The organism is Hadarchaeum sp. (SeqCode), assembly GCF_049969415.1.
In the GTDB taxonomy this organism is placed as follows: Archaea; Hadarchaeota; Hadarchaeia; order Hadarchaeales; family Hadarchaeaceae; genus Hadarchaeum.
The window spans coordinates 1-2,543 of the sequence record NZ_JBMFOX010000080.1 but is presented as its reverse complement, the minus strand read 5'-3'; the positions used below and the strand labels follow the sequence as shown (position 1 = coordinate 2,543).

The 2,543-nt window shown below is 55.0% G+C and carries 1 rRNA gene; it reads left to right on the top strand.

Going from position 1 to position 2,543, the window contains the following annotated elements:
* Positions 1-2,543: ribosomal RNA gene (locus ACP5PX_RS07795) — 23S ribosomal RNA — on the top strand; the annotation flags it as partial.

The window sequence follows — 2,543 nt, the reverse complement described above, 5'->3', positions numbered from 1 at the left end:
AGGGGTAGGCCTGGAGGAGGATGGCTTCTCAGCCCGAGTACCATAGCTCGGATATGCTATGGGAAGCAGGGAGCCAGCTGCTTCCAAGGCTAAGTACTCGTCGAGACCGATAGCGCACCAGTACGGTGACGGAAATCTGAAAAGTGCCCCGGAAGGGGGGTGAAAAGCGCCTGAAACCAGGCAGTTATAGACGTGCATGGCCTGAAAGGGTTACTCCCTTCAAAAGCGGAGGCTGGAGACGGCTCTCTGCGATGAAGGGTACCAGGGTCATGCGCTCCGTCTTGAAACACGGGCCGGGGAGTTTACCGTCATGGCGAGCTTAAGAGGCTTGAAGCCTCGTAGGCGTAGGGAAACCGACTCCACGCACAGCCTTTTAAGGCTGGAGGTGGGGGGTGCGTTGAGCGCCCTTAGTCATGGCGGTAAGACTAGAAACCGAGCGATCTAGCCCTGGGCAGGGCGAAGCCAGGCGAAAGCCTGGTGGAGGTCCGTAGGGGTGCTGACGTGCAATTCGTTCCTCTGACCTGGGGCTAGGGGACAAAAACCAATCTAGCTCGGTGATAGCTAGTTCCCTCCGAAGTGAGTCGCAGCTCAGCCCGCCTGGAGGATGCGTACTGGGTAGAGCACTGATTGAGTGGTAAGGGCTCGAAAGGGCCCGCCTCTCTTTCAAACTCCGAACCAGTATGCTCCTGAGAAGGGCGGAGTGGGGTTCCGCGGGTTAAGCTCGTGGACCGAGAGGGGGGCAACCCAGACCAAGGTTAAGGTCCCCAAATGCCAGCTAAGTGTCAAACCAAAGGGCGTCTTGCCTCTTAGACAACCGGGGTGTAGGCTTAGAAGCAGCCACCACTTAAAAAGTGCGTAACAGCTTACCGGTCGAGAGGCAAGGCCCCGAAAATGGACGGGGCTAAAGCTGGCTACCGATACCTTGGAGCACGCTACCCTGTAGCGTGTCTGGTAGGAGGGCGTTCGGCTTGGGTGGAAGCTGGGTCGTGAGGCCCAGTGGACCGAGTCGAAGTGCATATCCCGGTGGTAGTAACATCAAAGTTGGGTGAGAATCCCAACCGCCGTAAGGGCCAGGGTTCCCCGGCAATGCGTCGTCAGCCGGGGGTTAGTCGGTCCTAAGGCCTGCTCTTAACACGAGTAGGCCGATAAGGGGAAGCCGGTTAATATTCCGGCACCAGACGGGTACGTGCGGCGACGCTAGGCTCAGGAGCCGACGGCTTGGGATAGGGTGAGCAGGGTTGCTGCCCTGTTTAACCGTTTAAGCCTGGGGAGTGCCGTAAAGGCGAGAACCAGGTGAAGGCGGGAATAGCACGCCATTAGGCGTGTTCACCCGATTCCTAGGCCCATGGAAAAGGCTTCTGGGAAGGATCCCGTCTGACCGTACCGAGAACCGACACAGGTGCCCCTGGGTGAGAAGCCCAAGGCGTGTCGGGGGTAATCCATGGCGAGGGAACTCGGCAAATTAGCCACGTAACTTAGGGAGAAGTGGTGCCTGAGGCTGGGCCGCGAGGCTTGGCTTCAGGTCGCAGTGACAAGGGGGTCCCGACTGTTTACTAAAAACATAGGGAACCGTTAGCCCGAAAGGGTTTACACGGTTCCTGAATCCTGGCCAGTGGCGGTACCTGAAACCTGGGTCCAACCGGGCTAAGGGCCGCTAAACGCCGGGAGTAACTCTGACTCTCAGCATTAAAGGGAGTCGTTAAACCTAGCTATATGCTGGGAAGCGCTAGTTCGCAGCCCCCGAGCAGGGAAGAGAGCTGCGAGCGATGAGCGCGATCAGCAGGGAACCGCTCTTCGCAAGTCTTATATTGCAGGGCTCGAAACATCCGATGCAGCCAATGCTCTTCGAATTCAGGGATGTGATTGATCCAGCGAAGCTTCCAAAGAGACGGAAATACCTGAATTATTATCTTCTCGGCTTCACAGACGGTGAAGGCTGTTTCTCCATTGCGATAAAGAAACAGAGTGATGCGAGATACGGCTGGGTGGTGGATCCGGTTTTCCACGTGACCCAGCATAAGAACAATAGGGTCATACTTGAACTCTTTAAAAAGACGCTTGGGTGTGGAAGAATTATTCCGAAATCAGGTCAAGAAGAAACAATGCTTCAATATGTTGTCGACAATAGGAGACATCTCTCGGAAAAAGTAATCCCTTTCTTCAAGAAGCATAAGCCGATCGCAAAATCGAAGGAGTTTGACCACTTTTGCAGGATTGTTGAGGCGCTTGAAAATGGGGAACATAAAAAGGCTGAAGGTTTGAAGAGGCTCATAGTAATGGCTTACAGCCTTTCTCATGAACGCAAACATAATATTGAAGAGGTTATTAGCGAGATCGAGCGAAGGGCGGGCGCCTCAGAGACCATACGCTAGGCGTTCGAACCCTGATCGGAGTTCGAATGAAGATATGGTCCAACACCGAAAATGGTGTTGCTTAAGGTAGCCAAATGCCTTGTCGGGTAAGTTCCGACGTGCATGAATGGATCAACGAGGGCCCCGCTGTCCCCGCCTGGAACCCGGTGAACCCACGTAACGTGGACGAAC